This is a genomic window from Microbacterium karelineae, from assembly GCF_009745985.1.
GTDB classification, from domain to species: Bacteria; Actinomycetota; Actinomycetes; order Actinomycetales; family Microbacteriaceae; genus Microbacterium; species Microbacterium karelineae.
The window spans coordinates 254,330-274,267 of sequence record NZ_WFIX01000191.1 but is presented as its reverse complement, the minus strand read 5'-3'; the positions used below and the strand labels follow the sequence as shown (position 1 = coordinate 274,267).

20 protein-coding genes are annotated in these 19,938 nt (G+C 69.6%); 14 read left to right on the top strand and 6 right to left on the bottom strand.

What is annotated here, in order from left to right:
* Positions 1 to 7: 7 nt before the first annotated feature.
* The gene (locus GB932_RS17785; protein WP_197517553.1) at positions 8 to 1,216 is read right to left on the bottom strand and encodes a phosphotransferase; all 1,209 of its coding nucleotides are present in this window, start codon (positions 1,214 to 1,216) and stop codon (positions 8 to 10) included.
* Between the two features lie 64 nt (positions 1,217 to 1,280).
* Here GB932_RS17785 and nudC point away from each other — a divergent pair, with 64 nt between their 5' ends.
* Positions 1,281 to 2,186 (top strand): NAD(+) diphosphatase, encoded by a 906-nt coding sequence (nudC, locus tag GB932_RS17780; protein WP_197517552.1) that lies wholly within the window; start codon positions 1,281 to 1,283, stop codon positions 2,184 to 2,186.
* Positions 2,153 to 3,904, top strand: a complete 1,752-nt coding sequence (locus GB932_RS17775) for an ATP-dependent helicase (RefSeq protein ID WP_197517551.1) — start codon at positions 2,153 to 2,155, stop codon at positions 3,902 to 3,904. Before nudC ends, GB932_RS17775 begins: the two co-directional genes overlap by 34 nt.
* A gap of 789 nt (positions 3,905 to 4,693) precedes the next feature.
* Here GB932_RS17775 and GB932_RS17770 read toward each other — a convergent pair.
* The gene (locus GB932_RS17770) at positions 4,694 to 6,049 is read right to left on the bottom strand and encodes a zinc-dependent metalloprotease (protein WP_156762267.1); all 1,356 of its coding nucleotides are present in this window, start codon (positions 6,047 to 6,049) and stop codon (positions 4,694 to 4,696) included.
* A gap of 199 nt (positions 6,050 to 6,248) precedes the next feature.
* Here GB932_RS17770 and GB932_RS17765 point away from each other — a divergent pair, with 199 nt between their 5' ends.
* The 6 genes from GB932_RS17765 (at position 6,249) to GB932_RS17740 (ending at position 12,903) form a co-directional block, all read left to right on the top strand.
* Entirely contained in the window at positions 6,249 to 7,382 is a 1,134-nt protein-coding gene (locus tag GB932_RS17765) for a YlbL family protein (RefSeq protein WP_231916290.1), read from the top strand.
* Positions 7,383 to 7,424: 42 nt separating this feature from the next.
* A complete protein-coding gene (locus GB932_RS17760) occupies positions 7,425 to 10,361 on the top strand; it encodes a UPF0182 family membrane protein (RefSeq protein ID WP_156762027.1) in 2,937 nt (978 codons plus the stop codon).
* A gap of 83 nt (positions 10,362 to 10,444) precedes the next feature.
* On the top strand, positions 10,445 to 10,693 hold the full coding sequence (locus tag GB932_RS17755; RefSeq protein WP_156762026.1) for a PASTA domain-containing protein: 249 nt from the start codon (positions 10,445 to 10,447) through the stop codon (positions 10,691 to 10,693).
* Positions 10,694 to 10,817: 124 nt separating this feature from the next.
* Positions 10,818 to 11,636: a Fic family protein gene (locus tag GB932_RS17750; RefSeq protein WP_197517550.1), complete on the top strand. Its 819-nt coding sequence runs from the start codon at positions 10,818 to 10,820 to the stop codon at positions 11,634 to 11,636.
* Positions 11,637 to 11,779: 143 nt separating this feature from the next.
* Entirely contained in the window at positions 11,780 to 12,037 is a 258-nt protein-coding gene (locus GB932_RS17745; protein WP_156762024.1) for a hypothetical protein, read from the top strand.
* Between the two features lie 8 nt (positions 12,038 to 12,045).
* Complete coding sequence (locus GB932_RS17740; RefSeq protein ID WP_156762023.1) at positions 12,046 to 12,903, top strand: hypothetical protein; 858 nt, start codon at positions 12,046 to 12,048, stop codon at positions 12,901 to 12,903.
* 3 nt (positions 12,904 to 12,906) lie between these two features.
* Here GB932_RS17740 and GB932_RS17735 read toward each other — a convergent pair whose 3' ends face one another.
* From GB932_RS17735 to nrdH, 3 genes are all read right to left on the bottom strand, one after another.
* Positions 12,907 to 13,530, bottom strand: coding sequence for a hypothetical protein (locus tag GB932_RS17735; protein WP_156762022.1), 624 nt, complete (start codon positions 13,528 to 13,530; stop codon positions 12,907 to 12,909).
* A gap of 119 nt (positions 13,531 to 13,649) precedes the next feature.
* Positions 13,650 to 14,057 (bottom strand): hypothetical protein, encoded by a 408-nt coding sequence (locus tag GB932_RS17730; protein WP_156762021.1) that lies wholly within the window; start codon positions 14,055 to 14,057, stop codon positions 13,650 to 13,652.
* Positions 14,054 to 14,299, bottom strand: coding sequence for a glutaredoxin-like protein NrdH (gene nrdH / locus GB932_RS17725; protein WP_156762020.1), 246 nt, complete (start codon positions 14,297 to 14,299; stop codon positions 14,054 to 14,056). Before nrdH ends, GB932_RS17730 begins: the two co-directional genes overlap by 4 nt.
* Positions 14,300 to 14,737: 438 nt before the next feature.
* On the opposite strand from nrdH, the gene GB932_RS17720 reads away from it, so the two are divergent.
* A complete protein-coding gene (locus GB932_RS17720) occupies positions 14,738 to 15,304 on the top strand; it encodes a hypothetical protein (protein ID WP_156762019.1) in 567 nt (188 codons plus the stop codon).
* A 100-nt stretch (positions 15,305 to 15,404) separates the two neighbouring features.
* A complete protein-coding gene (locus tag GB932_RS17715; RefSeq protein ID WP_156762018.1) occupies positions 15,405 to 15,872 on the top strand; it encodes a hypothetical protein in 468 nt (155 codons plus the stop codon).
* Between the two features lie 86 nt (positions 15,873 to 15,958).
* Here the strand turns inward: GB932_RS17715 and GB932_RS17710 are convergent, their stop codons facing one another.
* Positions 15,959 to 16,975: a LacI family DNA-binding transcriptional regulator gene (locus GB932_RS17710; protein WP_156762017.1), complete on the bottom strand. Its 1,017-nt coding sequence runs from the start codon at positions 16,973 to 16,975 to the stop codon at positions 15,959 to 15,961.
* Between the two features lie 163 nt (positions 16,976 to 17,138).
* Between GB932_RS17710 and GB932_RS17705 the strand changes: the two genes are divergently transcribed.
* The 4 genes from GB932_RS17705 (at position 17,139) to GB932_RS17690 (ending at position 19,659) form a co-directional block, all read left to right on the top strand.
* Positions 17,139 to 17,627 (top strand): hypothetical protein, encoded by a 489-nt coding sequence (locus GB932_RS17705; RefSeq protein ID WP_156762016.1) that lies wholly within the window; start codon positions 17,139 to 17,141, stop codon positions 17,625 to 17,627.
* A gap of 187 nt (positions 17,628 to 17,814) precedes the next feature.
* Positions 17,815 to 18,459: a hypothetical protein gene (locus GB932_RS17700; RefSeq protein WP_156762015.1), complete on the top strand. Its 645-nt coding sequence runs from the start codon at positions 17,815 to 17,817 to the stop codon at positions 18,457 to 18,459.
* Between the two features lie 113 nt (positions 18,460 to 18,572).
* Positions 18,573 to 19,175: a recombinase family protein gene (locus GB932_RS17695; protein ID WP_156762014.1), complete on the top strand. Its 603-nt coding sequence runs from the start codon at positions 18,573 to 18,575 to the stop codon at positions 19,173 to 19,175.
* Between the two features lie 19 nt (positions 19,176 to 19,194).
* Positions 19,195 to 19,659 (top strand): hypothetical protein, encoded by a 465-nt coding sequence (locus tag GB932_RS17690; protein ID WP_156762013.1) that lies wholly within the window; start codon positions 19,195 to 19,197, stop codon positions 19,657 to 19,659.
* The last annotated feature ends 279 nt before the right edge of the window (positions 19,660 to 19,938 follow it).

The following is a 19,938-nucleotide window of genomic DNA, read 5'->3' as shown; positions in this document are numbered from 1 at the left end:
CGCGTCGTCAGCGCCGATCCAGCCGGTCGGTCTCGGCGTCCGACAGGTCGACCGGCTGCGTCTCGTCGGATCCCGGCGCGTCGACGGCCTGCGTCGACTCGTCCTCCGTCGCGCGGCGCGGCGGCGATGCGTCCCAGTCCTCGTCGCCATGCAGGCGCAGGTCCTCCGGCCCGAAGGCGTCGGTGTGCATCGACGTGTCGGCCTCGTCTCGCGAGGTCGCGGGCATGCGGTCGAGCAGCGCGATCGCGTCGCTGACGTCGGCGCGCTCGCGCGACGGCATGTCCGCGAGGAGGACGTCGTCGACGAGGCCCGCCGAGAGCGACTCGAGCAGATCGGCAGCGTCGTCGACGACCTGCGCGCGGTGGGTCTCGATCCCGTGGGCGAGCCAGCGCGCGAACTCGAGCTCGGCGTGCAGTCGTGCCCGCACCCGCAGCGCGCGGTCGGGCGCGCGGACCGACCCCTCGGCATACGCCGCGAACACATCGTCCGCCGCGTCGGGCGCCGCCGCGGTCCAGTGCAGGTCCACGGCCGGGTCGCCGAGGGCCAGACCCTGCCAGTCGAGCACGCCCGTCACGACCGGCTCGTCTGCCGCATCGTCCTGGAAGACGAAGGAGGTGGCCTGCGCACCGCCGAGCACGACCGTCGACTCGTATCCCCAGAGTCGGTCGTCCTCCGCTGCTTCGCGCCACCGCACCATCAGCCGTACGGGGACGCGCCCGCTGCGCCCGATCGTGTCGAGCAGCCGCTCGAGGTCCGCGCGCGCGTCGGCCGGCGTGCGCGCGGGGAGGCCCGCGCCGCGCACGACCGACGGCGGCAGGGCGTGGATCCGGGCGATCGCGGCCCCGATCTCGCGCGCGACGCCGCGGCCCGGGGGGATATGGGCCGCCTCGACCTGATAGCCCGGGAGATAGGTCGTCACGATCGCCCGCATCTCGTCGGACGACGCCGCGCCGCGCACCGCGGGGACGCCGAAGCCGAGCATCTCGCGGGCTCCCGCGGTGAGCGCCCGCAGCGCGACGAGCTCGCTCTCGGCATCGGCGAGCGAGTCCTCGCCCGTCGGGATCCGCACGACCAGCTCGTCGCCGTCGTCGAGCGTGACGAGGGCCGCGTCGAAGCGGCCCGCCCCTCCCGCGGTCAGGCGCCGCGTCGCCCGGATATCGGCCTCGGGCACGGCCGCCGTCGCGGCCGCGGCTAGAGTGAGGGGGGATCGTGCCATGCCGCCCAGACTAGGTCGCTCGGCGCGACCACACGCCACGCCACGCCCCGCAGGGAGGGAGTCGATGACCGTTTCCGCCGTCCTCGGACCGGTGGCCCTCAGCGCGGATGAGCGCATGGCGGACGGACTCATGGCGGCCCTCCGCGGCGACGCGCGTACGCGCGTCCTGCTCGTCCACGGCGACCGCACGCCCGTCGTCCGCGATGATGCGGGGGCCGTGCTCGCCCCCGTCGCGCCGCCCGATGTCATCGGACCGGCGTCGTGGGCGTTCCTCGGCCGGGACGCCGACGGCTCGGGTGTGCTCCTCGCAGCCCTCACCGACCCACCGCAGGAGGCGCCAGCGGGGGAGTGGGCGTCGTTCCGCGAGTCGGGGGCGGCGCTCGCTCCCGGCGAGGCGGACCTGCTGGCGACCGCCGTGGCGCTCGGGCGCTGGCACGTCGACGCGGCGCACTGCCCGGCATGCGGCGAGCGGGCCGGCCTGACGACGGCGGGCTGGGTTCGTCGCTGCGACGCGTGCAGGCGCGAGCACTTCCCGCGCACTGATCCCGCCGTGATCGTCGGCATCACGAGCGCCGATGGCGAGCGGATCCTGCTCGGCGCGAACGCCGCGTGGGGCGGTCGGATGTACTCCTGCTTCGCGGGATTCGTCGAAGCGGGCGAGTCGGCGGAGCAGACCGTCCACCGCGAGATCGCCGAGGAAGCCGGCGTACGGGTGCGCGACATCCGGTACATCGCCTCGCAGGCGTGGCCCTATCCGCGCTCGCTCATGCTCGGCTTCCACGCGACGGCGGTCGACGAGAGCGAGGTGAGGCCCGACGGCGAGGAGATCGTCGACGCGCGCTGGTTCACCCGCGAGGAGATCGCGCGCGGGCTGCGGGGCGAGGGCGAGTTCGGCTTCCCGGGCGGCGTCTCGGTCGCGCACCGCCTGATCCGCGCATGGCACGACGCGCGCCCGGGATCCGGTTCGTGAGCGCGCTCGAGGCCCTCGACACGGCCCAGCGGCAGGCCGCCGAGATCGTGCGCGGCCCGGTCGCCGTGCTCGCGGGCGCGGGCACCGGGAAGACGCGCGTGATCACGCACCGCATCGCGTACGGCGTCGAAGAGGGGACATACACCCCGAACCGCGTGCTCGCGCTGACGTTCACGTCGAAGGCGGCGGGAGAGCTGCGCGGCAGACTGCGGGCGATGGGCGTCGTCGGCGTGCAGGCGCGGACCTTCCACGCGGCGGCCCTCGCACAGCTCAACTACTTCTGGCCGACCGTCGCGGGCGACACAGCGCCGAAGATCGTCGACAACAAAGTGCGCCTCCTCGCGCACGCCGCGGACACGATGCGGCTCCGCCCCGACACGAACACGCTGCGCGACGTCGCGTCGCAGATCGAGTGGCGCAAGGTGACGATGCGGTCGATCGACGACTACCGCGCGCTCGGGCGCACGGTCGGCTCGATCGGCGCCGACGCGCTCGCCGACCTCATGCGGGCGTACGAGCGGCTCAAGGACGAGCGGCGCCAACTCGACTTCGAGGACGTGCTCCTCGCGTGCGCCGGGATGATCGAGTCCGAACCGCGCGTCGCCACCTCGATCCGCGAACAGTACCGCCATTTCACGGTCGACGAGTACCAGGACGTGTCGCCCCTGCAGAACCGGCTGCTCGAGCTGTGGCTCGGCAGGCGCCGCGACATCTGCGTCGTGGGCGATGCGAGCCAGACGATCTACTCGTTCACGGGCGCCGAGGCGCGGTTCCTCCTCGAGTTCGGCACCCGCTACCCCGATGCGACCGTCGTGCGCCTCGAGCGCAACTATCGCTCGGCGGCGCCCATCCTCGGCGTCGCGAACGCGCTCATGCGCGGCCGCCCCGGCGCCCTCCGGCTGCAGCCGACCCGCGAGGCTCCCGCGCCGGATCCGACCGTCACCGCCTACGCCGATGACGAGGCGGAGGCGAACGGCGTCGCCCGTCGGATCCGCGACCTCCTCGACGGCGCCTCGGGGGAGCGCGCGGCTCCCGGCGATGTCGCGGTGCTCTATCGATCGCACGCCCAGTCGGCGCCCCTGCAGCAGGCGCTCGCGCGGCAGGGCATCGCGACGAACGTGCTCGGCGGCACGCGCTTCTTCGACATGCCGGAGGTGCGGCAGGCGATCATGGCGATCCGAGCGGCCGCCGTGGCGCCCACCGACCAGGGCTTCGCGGACGCCGTGCGCGATGTCCTGCGCGGGCTCGGCCACACCGACGACGCACCCGACGCGGGCGGCGCCCTGCGGGGCGCCTGGGAGGCGCGCCAGACGATCCTCCGCCTCGCCGAGGACGAGGGCGAGCAGGCGACGCTGCGCGGGTTCGCCGACAGCCTGCTCGCGCGCGCGAAGGATCAGCACGAGCCCGCCGTGCGGACGGTGACCCTCGCGACCCTGCACGCGGCGAAGGGGCTCGAATGGCCCCACGTGTTCCTCGTGGGAGCGTCCGAGGGGCTGCTGCCCATCTCGTACGCATCGACCCTCGAGGGCGTCGACGAGGAGCGCCGGCTCGCGTATGTCGGCATCACTCGCGCCGAGACGTCGCTGTCGCTGTCCTGGTCGGCGGGATCCGGGCGATCGCCGCGGAAGCCGTCGCGTTTTCTCGAGGAGATCGGCACAGACACGCTTCGTGTGGGCGATGCGACCGCCATCGCCGGTGCCCGTCGCCCGTCACGGTGACGGACCGGGAACGGCCGGACGCGTCGTCGACGCCCGCGATCACGCGCGGCAGGAGGGCGGCGGCGACGGTCGCGAGCGAGCGCGTCGGCGGCTCGGGGTGGGGACGCGACACGAGCTGCGTCGCGATCGTGGGCCACGCCGGATCCCTGTCGCGCTCGTGCTCCCAGAGGCACGCGAGGCACGCCGACTCACCCGGGCGGACGAACGGTCCGACGGTCGCGCGCCGGGGTTCGAGGGCGAGCGGCACGTGGGGGACGTCGGCGCCCATGAGCTCACGCGCGAGGTGCGGCGGCACGACCTCCGTGCTGACGAGCACGGCGGTGCGCGAGGCGGCCGCCGCGCCCCGGGCCGTCGCGCGCACCGCGACGAGCCCCGCATCGCGGAGCGCGTCGAAGACGCCGAGGACCGCATCGTGCGGCACGCGGTCGGACGTGACGAGCGAGATCTCGTGCGGCACCTCGACCTCGCGCAGGACGGGCGCCAGCCGAGCGACGAACTCGGATGCCTCGGCGGGGTCGGCGCCGAGGGCGGCGGCCACGCCCGCGATGCGCCCCGCTGGAACGCCGCCCGCGAGCGACTCGAGGAGCGCGAGCTGCCAGGAGGGAGGTTCCTCCAGCACCCAGAATGCGGGCCGCGCGCCGATCTGCACGGAGCGGGCGTCGCGCCACAGCACCGGATACGCGGGGTCGAGCTCGATCATCGCCATGCGGCGATTCTCCCCGGCCGCGCGGGCGCGCGGAGGGTTATCCACAGGCGGATCTCGCGGATCCGCCTGTGGAGGGCCACGGATCAGACGGGGCGAGGTCCGTCGGGCTCGTCGTCCGCGGGTCCGTCATCCGAGGATCCGCCGCTCTCCTCGGCGAGCAGCTGGGCCAGCGCATCGTCCATCTCGTCGCGGGGCGCCTCGTCGCCGCGGGCCGCGGCCTCCAGACGGGCGATGAGCGACGACGGGTCGTCGATGTCGTCGGACGTCGGCACGAGGTCGGGGTAGTCCCAGAGCGCGTCGCGCGCGTGCTGGCCGACGGCGTCGCCCACAGCGCGCCACATGGCAGCGGCCTCGCGCAGCCGGCGAGGACGCAGCTCGAGCCCCACGAGCGCGCCGAGCGCGTCCTGGGCCGGCCCGCCGACGGCGCGGCGGCGGCGGGTCGCCTCCGCGATCCGGTCGAGGCTCGGCACGCGTGCTGTCGCATCGGCGGCGACGACATCGACCCATCCCTCGATGAGGGCGAGCATGTTCTCGAGGCGTGCGAGCGCGCTGCGCTGCGCATCGGTCTGCTGGGGGAGGAGTGCGCCCGACTGCAGGGCCGACTGGAGCTCCTCGGGGTTCGACGGATCGAAGCGGGCGGCGAGGTCGTCGAGCGCCTCGGTGTCGACGTGGATGCCGCGCGCGTAGTCGGTCACCTGGCTCATGACGTGCAGCCGCAGCCACTTCGCGTGCTTGAACAGCCGGGCATGCGCGAGCTCGCGCGCAGCGAAGTAGAGCGCCAGCTGGTCGTCCGGGACCTCGAGCCCCTCGCCGAGATCGGCGAAGTTCTGCGGGAGGATGGCCGCGACGCCCGCCGGCATCACGGGGATCCCGACGTCGCCGCCGGAGACGACCTCCTTGGACAGGCGCCCGACGACCTGCCCGAGCTGCGTCGCGAACAGGGTCCCGCCGACCTGGCGGAGCATCCTGCTCGCGCCTTGCACCATCTGCTGCATCTCCTCGGGCGCCTGCGTGCGCAGGGCCTCCGTGAGGGCATCCGCGATGCTCTCGGCGACGGGCTCCGCCATCTCCTGCCAGACGGGGAGCGTCTTCTCGACCCAGTCGCCGCGGGTGAGGACCTCGGGTTCCTCGCCTGTCGGGGCGATCGACGTCGCCTCGCTGAGCCACAGATCGGCGAGGTGGAAGGCCTGGTCCAGATCGGTGCGCTGGCCCGCGGTGACGCCGCGGCTCTCCTGGTTCGCGACGTGCAGCGCGCCCACGCGAGCGGAGTCCCACGAGATGCCCTCGCCCTGGCTGGACATCGCCGTCTGGAACGCCCTCATCATCTGCCGCATCATGGCGGGATCCATGTCGATCCCCATGTTCTTCAGCTGCTCCGGGTCGATGCCGCTCTCGCCGAAGGGGGATCCCTCGCCGCCGCCGAGCATGCGGCGCAGCATCTCCTGGAAGTCGTCCTCGGGATTGTTGTCGCTCACGTCAGCCGCCTTTCCGCCGCGATCCTCAGCGAGTTCCGCGGGATCAGGTTCTACGCTAATCGGACGCGCCTCCCCTCAGGCGGCTCTCGGCCGCGAGAGCCGTACGCCTCCCGCGAACGCCGCGCTCGGGGACGGATCCGCCCGGCGCGTGAAGGGAGCCTCCGTGACGCTGTTCGACGACGCCTCCGGCCCGCAGGTCGACGACACCCGGCGCGAGGCGCGCGGTCTGCCCCGGAGGACGGCGATCGGCGCCGCATCGCTCGTTGCGGCGCTCGCGGCGCTCCTCGTGATGAGCTTCCTCCCGACGTCATATGTCCTCGAACAGCCCGGCCCCGTCTACAACACGATCGGGACGGTCGCGCTCGACGACGGCGAGGAGGTGCCGCTCATCGAGGTCGACGGCGCCGAGACCTTCGACACGTCCGGCACCCTGTCGCTCACGACCGTGCAGGTCGTCGGCAACCGCGAGCACCCCATCGCGTGGATGGAGCTGGCGCTCGCCTGGCTCGACGCGTCGCGGGCGATCGTGCCGATCGACGCGGTGTTCCCCGAGGGCGTGACGACGGAGCAGCGCGACGAACAGAACGCCGCCATGATGACCGACTCCCAGAGCCAGGCGTCCGCGGCGGCCCTCGTGCAGCTCGGCTACGAGGTCCCCGCTGACATCCGCGTCGTCTCGCTCACCGAGGACTCGCCTGCGACGGGCGCCGTCGAGGAGGGCGACCGGATCCTCGCCGCCGACGGCGTGACGCTCGACGACGTGAACCAGCTCCGCGAGGCGATCGACGCCGCGGACGGCGACCCCGTCGAACTGACGATCGAGCGCGACGGCGCGGAGCGCACAGAGCAGGTGACGCCGCAGCTCGCCGAGATCGACGGCGCGGAGAGCTGGATCATCGGCGTCGGCCTCAGCACCTCGTACGACCTCCCGATCGACGTGTCGATCCAGCTCGACGATGTGGGTGGTCCGAGCGCCGGAACGATGTTCGCTCTCGGCATCATCGATGTGCTGACGCCGGGAGAGCTGACGGGGGGGCAGGCGATCGCGGGAACGGGCACGATCACGGCCGATGGCGCAGTCGGCGCGATCGGCGGGATCCGGCAGAAGATGCACGGCGCGCGCGACGCCGGGGCGACCTACTTCCTCGCGCCCGCGAGCAACTGCGACGAGGTAGTCGGCCACGTACCGGATGGCCTGCAGGTCGTCAGCGTCGGCACGCTCGACGACGCGGTGAGCGCCACGGAGGCGATCGCGGACGGTGGGGCAGCGGAGCTCCCGGCCTGCGCGACCGACTGACACCTCCTCCCGTGGCCCGGCGCGACCCGCACCGCACCTAGGATGGACGGTGTGACCACGAATCAGGCGCAGAACTCGGCCACATCTCCCTCTCCGACCCGGCGCATCGTCATCGCGACGATCGCCGTCATCGCCGTGCTCCTCATGGCGTTCTTCGGACTGGCGAGCCTCTATACGGAGCTGCTGTGGTTCCGACAGCTGGACTTCGCGACGGTGCTGACGACGCAGTGGCTCGCGAGGGCGGTGATGTTCATCGTCGGGTTCATCGGCATGGCGGTCCCCGTCTGGCTGTCGATCGCCCTCGCCTACCGCCTGCGGCCGGTCTACGCGCGCCTCAGCTCGCAGCTCGACCGGTATCAGGAGGTCGTCGAGCCGCTGCGCCGCCTCGCCATGTGGGGCATCCCCGTGCTGTTCGGCTTCTTCGCCGGATTCGCGGCGTCGACGCAGTGGGAGACCACGTGGATGTGGATCCACGGCGTCGATTCGGGCGAGACCGAGCCGCAGTTCGGGCTCGACACGTCGTTCTACATGTTCGACCTCCCGTTCTGGCAGGGCCTCGTCGGCTTCGCCTCGGCCGTCGTGCTGCTGTCGCTGCTCGTCACGGCCCTCGTGTGCTACCTCTACGGATCCGTCCGGGTCGGCCAGGGCGAGCTCACGATCTCGCGCCCCGCGCGCATCCAGATCGCGATCATCGCCGGCATCTACCTGCTGCTGCAGGCCGCGAGCATCTGGATCGACCGCTTCGCCGCGCTCATCGAGCCGCAGGGCCGCATCACGGGTCCCGACTACGTCGCCGCGAACGCGCTCATCCCGGGGCAGACGATCCTCGCGATCGTCGCGGCCCTCGTCGCGATCCTCTTCCTCGTGACGGCGTGGATCGGCCGCTGGCGCTACCCGCTCGTCGCGACGGGGCTCCTCATCGTCACGTCGCTCGTCGTGACGATCGCCCTCCCGTGGGGCGTGCAGACGTTCCAGGTCACGCCGAACGAGCGCGCCCTGCAGCTCGACTACTACCAGAAGAACGTCGATGCGACGCGCGCCGCGTATGGGCTCGACGGCATCGAGACGACCGAGTACGAGGCCGAGACGACGGCCGAGCAGGGCCAGCTGCGCGACGACGCCGCGACGACCGCGTCGCTGCGTCTCATGGATCCGGGCATCATCAGCCCGACGGTGCAGCAGCTGCAGCAGTACCGCCCGTACTACCAGTTCGAGGACACGCTCGATGTCGACCGCTACACGATCGACGGCGAGACGCAGGACACGGTCGTCTCGCTCCGCGAGCTCGACCTGACGGGCCTCGGCGCCCAGGCTCAGAGCTGGGTCAACACGACGATGACCTACACGCACGGCTACGGCATGGTCGCGGCCCGCGGCAACGAGCGCACCAACGAGGGCGAGCCGGTCTTCATCGAGGGCGACATCCCCGCCTCCGGCTTCCTGACCGACATGGAGTACGAGCCGCGCATCTACTTCGGCGAGCAGTCGCCTGCCTACTCGATCGTCGGCGCGCCGGAGGGCGCGGATCCCGTCGAGCTCGACTACGCGACAGGCTCCGGCGAGGCGAGCCAGGTCAAGACGACCTTCGACGGTGACGGCGGACCGAGCATCGGCGGCTACTTCCACCGCCTGCTCTACGCGCTGAAGTTCCAGTCGGAGCAGATCCTGTTCTCCGATCAGATCACCTCGGAATCGCAGATCCTCTACGACCGCAATCCGCGCGATCGCGTGCAGAAGGTCGCGCCGTACCTCACGCTCGACAGCGACCCCTACCCGAGCGTCGTCGACGGACAGATCGTCTGGATCATCGACGGATACACGACGAGCGCCTCCTATCCCTACTCGTCGCAGACGAGCCTCTCGCAGGCGATCAGCGACTCGTCGAACCCGCAGCCCAACCTGCTGGTCGACGACGTCAACTACATCCGCAACTCGGTGAAGGCCACGGTCAACGCCTACGACGGATCCGTCACGCTCTACGCCTGGGACGAGACCGACCCGGTGCTCCAGACGTGGCAGAACATCTACCCGTCGACGCTCGAGCCCATCAGCGAGATGTCGGCCGACCTCATGAGCCACGTGCGGTACCCGACCGACCTGTTCAAGGTGCAGCGCGCGATGCTCGGCACCTACCACGTCGACACCGCGAACGCCTTCTACCAGCGGGACAACGCATGGGAGACGCCGGCCGATCCGACGAACGTCGCCGAGCTGCAGCCGCCGTACTACCTGACGATGCGGATGCCCGGTCAGGAAGACCCGACCTTCTCGATGTTCACGTCGTTCATCCCGGAGGGCGGCGAGCGCCAGGTGCTCATGGGGTACCTGTCTGTCGACTCGAACGCGGGATCCGAGGCTGGGACGGTTCGAGACAGCTACGGGACGCTGCGCATGCTCGAGATCTCCTCGGCGAGCACGGTTCCGGCGCCGGGGCAGGTGCAGAACAACTTCGACTCGAACCAGTCGATCGCGCAGGAGCTGAACGTCCTGCAGATCGGTGATTCGAACGTGAGCCTCGGAAACCTGCTGACGCTGCCGGTCGGCGACGGCCTGCTGTACATGCAGCCGGTGTACGTGCAGTCGTCACGCGACACGTCGTACCCGCTGCTGCGGAAGGTGCTCGTCGCGTTCGGCGATGAGCTCGCCTTCGAGGACACGCTGGCCGAGGCGCTCGATGAGCTGTTCGGCGGCGATTCGGGTGCGCAGACGGGTGACGAGGACATCACTCCCGTCGATCCCGAGGAAGGCGAGGGCGAGCAGCCCGACGGCGAGGACCCCGGAACGGCCGAGCCCGACGAGGGCGGCACGGACCAGCCGGCCCCGCCGTCGACGGACACCTACGAGCAGGCCCTCGCCGACGCACAGGAGGCCATGGCGGCGAAGACCCAGGCGCTCGAGGACGGCGACATGGTCGCCTACGCCGAGGCCGACGCCGACCTCACCGACGCGATCGAGCGGCTGCTCGAGCTGTCGGAGTAGTTTCGAACGGAACGCCAGCGGCCCCGGGGATATGATTCCCGGGGCCGCTGGCGTGTGCGGGTGGCGGGTGGGAGGATCGCGGCATGCGCCCGTCCGGAATCGTGCCGAATGTGGTCGGCATGGCGTTCCAGGATGCCCGCGACGTCGCCACCGAGGAGGGCTTCGCGCTGGCGAGCATGGATCCGGACGGCCCACCGATCGGCACGATCGCCTGGCCCGGACTGTTCTTCGTCTCGACGCAGATGCCACCGGCCGGCGACCAGATCGAGGCCGGCGAGTCGATCCGGGTCACCGTGTGCAGATTCGTCACCGGGCCCGCTGAACGGTGCTGAGTGCGGTGACCTCCTCTGGGATCCGTTCCCGTCGGCGTCCGCGGACAGGACCTCGTCGATAGACGTCGATGTGGTCGGGATGAGCTGGGAGGATAGAGGTACGGGCAGCGGCGAGGAGCACGCGGTGAGTGCGGAGCGATTCGCGGCGGCGCTGCGGGAGCAGCGGGCGATGAAGCTCACGGGCGGGATCTACCATCTGACGCAGGTCCAGCTCGCGTTCAACACGAACCGCATCGAAGGCAGCCGCCTCTCGGAGGATCAGACGCGGTTCATCTACGAGACCCGCACCGTCACGGGCGATGCGCCCGTCGACGACGTGATCGAGACGGTGAACCACTTCCGCGCGTTCGACGCGATGATCGACCACGTCGGACAGCCGATCACCGCGGACACGCTGAAGGAGTACCACCGGCTGCTGAGGTCCGGCACCTCCGACGCCGAGAAGGAGTGGTTCGCGGTCGGCGACTGGAAGCGCGTGAAGAACGAGGTCGGCGGGATGGCGACCTCGCCCCCCGAAGACGTCGGCGCGGACATCGACGCGCTGCTGGCCGAGGCGCCGGCACAGATGACGTTCGAGGACGTGACGGACTTCCACGTCCGCTTCGAGCAGATCCATCCGTTCCAGGACGGCAACGGCCGCGTGGGACGGCTCGTGATGTTCGAGCAGACCCTCGCGAGCGGCATCATGCCTTTCGTCGTGCTCGACGCCGAGAAGCACTACTACTACCGCGGCCTGTCCGAGTACGACTCCGAGCCGGGGTTCCTGCGCGAGACGTTCCGGCACTTCCAGGACGCCTACTACGCCCGGTACGCGTCGTTCGTGCCCCGCGCGCCCGCACCGGAGCCCCTCCGTGCTGCTCCGTCGACGAGGCGCCCTGCGGATCCTCACACCGGACCGATCACGGGCGGGCCCGCCGCATCCGGCGGGCCCGACATCTCCTGACGCCTCGCCGCAGGTCAGCGCGCCAGCAGCTGGACGTGGAGTCGTCTTGTCCACAGCTCGCCCGGAATCGGGCGACGTTCGGCAGGGTGCCTGAGCATCCGGCAGCACAGTTGGGGCACGACCGACATGGAAGGATCGAGATCATGATCACGAAGGACACCTTCGACACGCTGCTGGACCGCACCGCGATCGCCGCGCTGATGTACACGCCGGAGCTCGCGACGGGCGAAGGCGTGGTGTCGCTCTCCGAGCACGTCGCGTTCGTGCTCGAGGAGCTCGACGTGCCCGACGAGCACGCCGCGCGGATCCGCGACCTCGTCACAGCGACGATCGTCGACCCGACCTCGCACCGCTTCGTGCTCTACGCGCACCTCGTGGAGCTCGTCGACGACGAAGAGTGACGTGACGCGTGACCGGACCAGGTGACGCTCCCGCCGGTGGCGGCAAGTCGGACGAGGCGCGTCGCGCGCAGAACCGCTCGAAGATGCGGCGCTACTACGCGCGCCACAGCGAGACGATCCTCACTAAGCAGCGCGCGCAGCGCGCCGAGCGGCGCGCGGAACGCGATCGGCTGGAGCGCGTCCAGCGCGAGACGCTCGAACGGCGCCGGCGCGAGGAACAGGCGCGTCGAGATACTCCGCGCGCAGCCGTCGGCCCGGACAGCCTCCGCGCGATCGATCGACGTCTCGAGGCGGAAGGTCTCCCGCCGCGGCGGCCGCGCGCCGTCTCCGAGAAGGTCCGGCGCGCGCACGAGAGTGACGCGCGCCGATTCATCGAGCGATGGACGGACCCGAAACTCTCCCACCTCAGGCAGCTGCGCACGGAGCTCGTCCCGAGTGACGCGCAGCGCCGCGACGAGATGCGCAAGAGCGATCGCTTCGTCGACGCGAGTGTCACCGCCCAGGCCCGCCTCCCCGAGCTGCGCGCGGCGCTCGTGAGAGCCGCGCGTGTGCTGCTCGAGGACGAGCTGCGCGATCGCGTCGCGCTCGTGAATCAGCGACTTGCCGCACGCGGCCGGCGGACGAGGCGTGTCGACGACGTCGTGCCGGTCCTCGTCGAGCGCGTCGTCGACAACTATCTGCGGTCGCCGCTCGCGGATCCGATTCAGAACGTCGACCAGGAGAAGTTCATCGGCGACGTCGCGAAACGGAAGGAGCGCCTGCTGACGGCAGCGCTTCCCGGGGAGCGTCCACGTGCTCGACCAGAAGCGACGGGGCCGGTCGTGTCTCCGACGACCGGCCCCGCGGGTCCCTCGTTGTCGCGCTGAGCGCTACTCGCTGCACCCGTACTGTTCGGCCAGCGCCGAGGCCAGGGCCGGAGCGCCCGTCGTGCTCGTCGCGACGCCGGCATCGGTGTACGTGCGTCCCATCCGGTTCATCACGTCGCCCGCGGCCGCGCTATCGGCGGCACCCGCGCCAAAGTAGTAGGCGACCGCGTTCGTGAGCTGCACGCTGTCGATGCGGCCAGAGGGAGTCCGGCTGACGATCCACACGAGCACGTCGTGCTCGGTCTGTGTCGGCTCGAGGAGCACCTCGCGGCCGGCGGTCAGACCCGCCATCAGCTCGCGCGCGTAGTCGGAACACGCACCGACGTCGATCCCGGCGAGCGTGTACTCGGCGTCGCCGACGACGAACGTCGTTCCGTCGATCCACTCGTCGATGCGCGCGGGTGCGTTGTCGAGCGTGACCGGTAGCCAGTCATCGCCGCCGCGAAACCCGATCTCGCCGTCGTGGTCGACGACGTCGTACGCGTGCAACTCGGGATCCGCTGTCACGATCCCACCGTCGTCGACGACGAGTTCGTCGAACTCGGCGAAGATCGCGTCATCGTCGGTGCCCGGCGCCGACGTATCGAGCGCGTCGGTGACGATGAGCGTCGCCGCGACGGCGATCAATGCGCCTCCGGCGACGGCGATGAATGTCCAGGACGCACGGGTGATGTTCCGGTCGACGCTGGTCTGTACGAGTCTCGGCTCTGTTCCAGGCTGTCGGCTTCGGTGGGGGCTCGGCCGGTTCACCACTCGCCTCCCAGCAGGGCGAGGAGGTCACCGGCATCGATGCGCTCCTGCCGGTCGTCGACGACCTCGGCCTGCTCGCGGTCGGCGATGCGGGCGGAGACGATCGGCGCCACGTTCCAGTAGGCGCAGTGGATCGCGGCAGCGGCCGCGCTGTCGACGAACGACCGACTCATGCGCGATCCGTCAGCGAGCTCCACCTCCACCCAGCCACGGCCGCCCGATCGGGAGACGGCGATCACGATGCACTGCTCGTCGACGTGCTGCCGGAGGCTGACCAGGAACGCCTCGGCGTCCGTGGCGGTCATGTTCGCGAGCCGCGTCGACGGGAGCGGGTGCTGCAGGCGGATCTGCGCTGCGGCCGAGTTGACGGCGTCGACGTCGATGGAGTCGAAGTCAGTGGTCATGCTGCGGTCTCCAGTTCGGTGATCTTGTCGGGACGGAATCCGCTCCAGGTGGCGTGGCCGGGGGCGCGGACGACGGGGAGCTGCTGGAAGCCGGCCTCGCGCAGCTGGTCGGCGACGTCGGGCTTGTCGGTGATGTCGACGAGGACGAAGGCGATGCCGGCCTGCTCGAGTGCACGGGCGGTCATCCGGCACTGCATGCAGCCGCTCGCGGTGAATACGGTCACCTGCTCATCGGTGGTCATAGGTTCCCTCCCTCGCGTTTTCTTTGCCGTGAAGGCACGAAGTGCCGATCAGAACGTGGAGCAGGACAGCAACCCGGAGGGCGCCTCGCAGAGGCGGCCCGACGCACCGAGCTCGCTCGTGTGCGGCGGGCTTGTGTCCTGCGGAGCGTTCGTACAATCGCCGAAGGCTTCACGGCAAAGAAAATTCGGGGTGCCCGCCTTGGCGGGCGCGTCCTGCGCGGCCCCGTGGGGCCGTCGCGCTCCGCGCGTCGCGTAGCGGTTCTCGAGCACTCCATAACTCGAGTTGTCGCGGACCTGTCTCGAGCGACATTCAGAAGTGATGTTCGTTCGCTCCACTTCGAAAGCTCACGCCGCGCGGGGTGATTCGACCGACCAGAGAGAAGCACAGTGCAGGATGAAGGGTGCCCTGCACCTGTTCGAGATCTTGGAGGTCAATGCATGGAGACCGTCGCGAGCTATCTTCCCCGCATCTTCGGTCCGCAGTTCCTCGGCATGATCTGGATGCTGATCGGTTCCATCGCCGGCGCCACGGTCGTGACCACGTTCGGGGACGAGACGAAGGGCCTGGCTGCGCTTGCCGTGGGCGCTGAGTGGCTCGGTCTTCCTACCGCCGTTGCAGAGGGTCTCCGCGCAGCCGACGACTGGTTCCTCGATCGCCCGGAGCTGCTCATCGTGGTGACCCTTCTTGCGATCACCTCATTCCTGGTGGCGTCCGTTGGTGTGCGTGCTTCCAGCACCGTCCCGAACGGGCCCGCGGCGAGCACGTTCTTCATCGCGCTCCTGGTCTGGGGGACGTTTGGCTTCGAGGGATGGGCGGGTACAGCGATCTTGGTTGCGGTCGTCGCCGCAGTGATCGCGTTTCTGCGCATCAGATTCGGGCAGGTCTGGGACCAGGAAGATCTCGCGATCAATCTCTTCACGATCGCCCTCACTCCGCTGCTCGCAGTGCTCTGGCTGCTCCTCACGATGCTGTTTAAGAAGGACACCCCCGCTGCTCGAGAGTGATGCCTGTACGCCATCGGCGACGACTGCACGCGCGTGTGGGAGCGATGGCACCACAGCGATGGCGAGCGCGCCGCGGGGAGGTCCGAATGAAGGAGTCGTGATGGAGAGCACTAATCAGACCGGGAACAACATGAGCGGCAGAAGCGATCTGCGCGTCGTATTCGCCTTTCAAGCGGCGAGCATCTTACTGATGGGGTCCCTGGTTGCCTTAGCAGTCGTGACCAACGGCGACCCGGTGGCGATGCCAGGACCAGAATTCGCACTCGTCGCGACGACTCTCCTCGTGTTCGTTGCGCGTCTGGTGTATACGGTGCGTCACCGTCGCCGATTGGCGACGCTCACAGTTCTTGATAGTGCATTGCAGCCGGAACGCACGGCGGTCATCGCCTTGGTCCTCGCTACGATGTTCGCAGGTACGGGGGCGGACAGTGACGGCTCGTTCGGCAGCTGGGTCGGGACGCTCGTTCTGTTCGCACCGATCACGGACGCCGTCGTGATCTCGCCGCACAAGCTTCGAGACGCCGTCCGTGTAGGCGCTGAGAGCGCCGTCACACCAGAGACCGAGTAGATGCGTGCGGAGCAGGCCGCGCGTAGTCATCCGTGCAGTCGGGATCTGGACGATAGGATCAAATGCGACTGCGCGGCAGGGCGCGGCTATGCGCTCCTTGTAGAGGCTCGCTCTACGAGTTCGCAGCCCAGGGGGATGCTCCCGTGGCGTTCGTCGCCGTGGATGAGCGCCAGGGTCGTCTCGGCCACGGCATGTCCGAGCCGGTCGAGGCGCGGATCGACCGATGTGAGTTGCGGGCGTGCTGCGGAGGCGATCACGTCCCAGTTGCCGAATCCGACGACGGCGACATCCTCCGGCACACGTGTGCCCAGATGCTGGAGCTGTTCGACGGCACCGCGAGCGAGCTGGTCGTTCGCGCACACGATGCCGTCGACGTCGGCGCCGGAGCCCACCAGGATGTTCGCGGCTTCTCGTCCGCCGTCCTCGCTCCACTCGTGCCACAGCGCGGATGGCGTGGCGGGTTCGATGCCGGCTGTGCGGAGCGTCTTTCGCATCCCGGCATGGCGGAGCCGGGCCGAGGGGTGTTCGTGGGGTCCGCCGATGTAGGCGATGCGTCGGCATCCGCGCGCGAGCAGATGCGTCGTGGCCAAACGGGCGCCCTGCTCGTCGTCGATGACGATCGACACGTCCTGAGGTCGTTGCGAGGGGGACAGGACGTAGCACACGGGCACGTCGCCTGTGCCGACGAGGGGCGGGCGTGGGGCTGTGTTTTGTCCGGCGACGACGATCGCGTCGACTCCGCGGGTGACGAATCGCTCGACGTGATGCTGTTCGCGGGCCGGATCGCCCTGACCCTCTGCGAGGTGGATCGCCGCGAGCCGGGCTTTGAACGTGTCCTCGAGGGCCGGCACGATCTCGTCTGCCAGGCGCGAGAATCGCCCGGTCGTGAGTAGACCGACCGTGTACGCGTGCGACCCGTTCGCGGAGCGCTTGCCGTGACGCGGCTCGTATCCGAGTCGGTGCGCGACGGCCGCGATGCGTTCGCGTGTCTCGTCCCGCAGCTGACCGCTCCGATTCAAGGCTTTGGACACCGTGCTGATGGAGACCCCGGCCTCCCGAGCGACGTCGAAGACCGTGGGAGCGCTCGTGTCAGAGGTCGTCACCCTGTTTTCCTATCAGATCCGCGGAGACGGGACAGGCACCCGACACGAATCCCAGGGCGAGGCACGATGAATCGTCAATCACCTGTTCGTTGAAGGATCCTCCGACAGACGCGCCCGACAATAGCTATTGTCAGGAGCAGTGACAACGACTATTGTCGCTGTCATGACCAAGATGCAGCAGATCGACATCATGAACCCGCCCGACTGGGACGCGCTCTGGAGTGACGCCGAGATCCCCGGTGGTCGCAACGGCGCTTGGCGGGACGTCCTCGCCTACCGCACGAAGCTCCCCGATGACGCGATCCGCCTCGCCGGTCATGGTTGGAGTCCGGAGCTTGTCGTTGCAGCCCGCGACAATCCGAACCTCTACTACGACTCCGAAGATCTCCCGGTGGTCGACGAGAGCTATCCCGATGAGGCTGTGCCCGCAGGTATTGCCGCGAAGCTCGTGCTCGCGGACGAGACGGCCAAGTGGCACGAGAGCCGCATGCAGCTCGCGAGGGAACTGCGCTGGAAGCACATGCGCCGACTCGCGGCGCGGACTGACCTGGGGTGGTCCCACCAGATGATCGGAGACCTCATCGGACTCACCCGCCAGCGCGTCCGCGCGATCTTGAGATCCAACCTCACCCGGATTTGGGCGGACGAGTAGTTGTCCGTATGGGGATCGCCAACTGAGACGAGCACTACTGCAGCGCGCGGCCGCGCAGAATCGCGATCCCGTGCGTCTCGCATAGGGCGTTCGAAACGAGTCTCAGCGGTGGGGGCCTATGTGAGGCGCACGGGGAGGTGTTCCACCTCCCCTCGAGACGGCCAGGGATATTGCTAGTGTCAGTGCCATGCGCGGCATGATGATGGTCCCGATTACGGTCGGCCTCGCCCTGGCGACGGCCGGCTGTGCAGGAGCGGACGCCCCGGACGTTGATGAAGTCACGGACGTGGTCGACGAGACCGAAGTCGACATGGACGACGCGCCGGCGACGGATGATTCCCCGGCTGGTGCTCCGGAGGGCTGGGACGGGAACGAAGGAACGGTTCCGCAGTGGGTCCTGGATGAGTACCCCGACTGCGACGCCGTCGAACCGCACGTGGAGCCGTACGTCGAAGGGCTGGAGGTGGTCGACGGCGGTGACGTCGGCGCCTATGGCGTGTGGTGCTCATGGGAGCTGCCGGAAGACGCTGACGTGAACAACCTCGGTGAGATCCGCTCGGTCGAGGTATCCCTGGAATCGGGCAATCCGGAGGTGATCGAGGAGGAGTACCTCGTCGATCTCTTCGACATCATCACTGACGACAGCCTCGAGCGCGCCGACGGCATCGCCTACACGACGACGGCCGAGTCGAGCGTCGCCGGGGTCATCGTGACGACCGTCGAGATCCCGTACGTAGAAGTGAGCATCACTGGCGGACAGTGGGGCGACCACCCGTCGCTGGACGGAGCCGCAGCGCTCGAAGTGGCCAAGGACCTTCTCGGCGTCCACTGATCGCCGGCGACGATCTGAAACGCGATGCCGCGATCGAGCCCGCTCCGGAGAATCAGGCTCCTTGGGGTCAAGCGCTCAGATGCCGAGATCGTCGTCGAGGTAGGTCGATAGCGATGGAGTTCGGCTACTCGCGGGTATCGACCGTCGGGCAGGATCTCGAGGTGCAGCGGATCTTCCTCGTCGACGAGGGGATCCCCGAGGATCGGATCTTCTTCGACCACGGGTTCACGGGCAAGACCATTGATCGCGACGGGCTGCGCACGGTGCTCGCCGCGATACGCGAGGGTGACAAGCTCGTGGTCCCGAAGCTTGACCGGCTCGCGCGCAACGTCGAGGAGACGCTGCGCATCGTGCGCGAGCTCGCAGACCGTGGCGTCGCCTTCCAGTTCGGGAAGACGGTCTACGACCCGACGGATCCGTTCTCGAAGTTGTTCCTGACGTTCCTCGCGGCGATCGCCGAGGCCGAGGGCGGGTGGATCAGCCTCCGCACGCAGGAAGCGATGGCGCGCCCGTCGGTGCGCGCGAAGCTCAAGGGTCGGCGCCCGAGCCTCACGCCGAAGCAAGACGCGGCAATCGCGCGGCATCTCGCAGAGGGCGAGTTCAGCGCGGCGGAGATCGCCGCGATGTTCGGCACGTCGCGCGCGAGCGTCTACCGCGCGGCAGCGAGGCACACCGAGCGTTCGAATGTCGGTGGTCTCCGCGACCCTGCTCGATAGGACGCGAGGGGAGCGCAGCATGAACATTCGAACGGTCGGGCCCGTCGTCGGATCGACGAGGCGCCGTGGGTTCTGGGGCTTCATCGGCGGCGCCTACGCGAACCGCCGGTACACGCGTCTGACCTCGAGCATCATTCTCGGCGCCGCCGTGACGGTCGCGATGATCGTGGTCTTCCTGACGACGACTCCGCCGAGCAAGTGGGGAGCATCGGACGGGATCGGGATGACGATCATCCTGGGGTGGACGATCGCGAACGCGGTGCTGTTTCCGCTCGCGCGCGAACAGTACTATCGGGCCACGCAACCGATCCGCGACGGGCTCAGCGGGATCTTCATGTGGGGGATCCTCGCGATCGTCTACCTCGTCGCGCGACTTGCGATCTTCGTCTACCTCTGGGGCTTCGCCTGGATCATCGGTCTTGTCGGGCTGTGCTACCTCGGGACGCAGGACGCGAACGGCCGCGGCTGGCGCATCGACGGCTGACTTCGGCGCATTCAAGCCCGCGGACGTTACGACCCCTCGCGCGGGGCGGCGTGCCGCCCCTTGAGTCGCTCGCGATCGTCCCCACTGTGCGTCGGGCGCGCAGCGGCCGTCCACATTGGGGGCGCATCGTGTCGTCGGCGCGTTGTCCACAGGTGGGCGGGTCCGGCCCCGGCGCCAGCCGGAGCCGTCCACGTGTGGTCAACGCGCCTCCGCAGCTCCGCTGCGCGTGCAGCTGCGCGCCGAGGTCGTGACCGGACGTGGCCGGTCACGTGTCCGGCC